This is a genomic window from Paraburkholderia sp. RL18-085-BIA-A (assembly GCF_046027075.1).
Classification (GTDB): Bacteria; Pseudomonadota; Gammaproteobacteria; order Burkholderiales; family Burkholderiaceae; genus Paraburkholderia.
The window spans coordinates 1-388 of record NZ_JARESU010000639.1 but is presented as its reverse complement, the minus strand read 5'-3'; the positions used below and the strand labels follow the sequence as shown (position 1 = coordinate 388).

Annotated in this window: 1 protein-coding gene; it reads right to left on the bottom strand. The window is 53.9% G+C overall.

Annotated features, from left to right (window positions below):
• Positions 1 to 35: 35 nt before the first annotated feature.
• On the bottom strand, positions 36 to 388 hold a 353-nt coding region (locus P0D89_RS54190), incomplete at its 5' end, for an HNH endonuclease (RefSeq protein ID WP_408379872.1).

The following is a 388-nucleotide window of genomic DNA, read 5'->3' as shown; positions in this document are numbered from 1 at the left end:
TGCAAAGGCATCTGTCGACACCCGGTAGTACAACTTCATTTTCCGGCGTACTGCGGATTTCTACGGCAATTGAGATGGTTAACCTGGAGGTTGCTTGCTGCATCCGTGCCGCCGTCAGTTTGCTTCACAATATGCGTAACATCCCAGCGGGTGTTCATTGTGATGGGCTGCTGACAGTTGGAACACATGCCATCTTGCCTTACCCAGACACGGTACAGCTTACGGCGACCGCGCGTCGAGTTCAGCATCTTCTGGCCCCATCGGGATTCGAAGTATGGTGCCCATTGCGGATCGTGCGGATTTGCGCCCGCTCGGATCTTGATGTGCCGTTTTATTGGAGTGTCCGATTCCTTCAGCAAGGTGACCTCTCTTGTCGTGCCATCCTCTT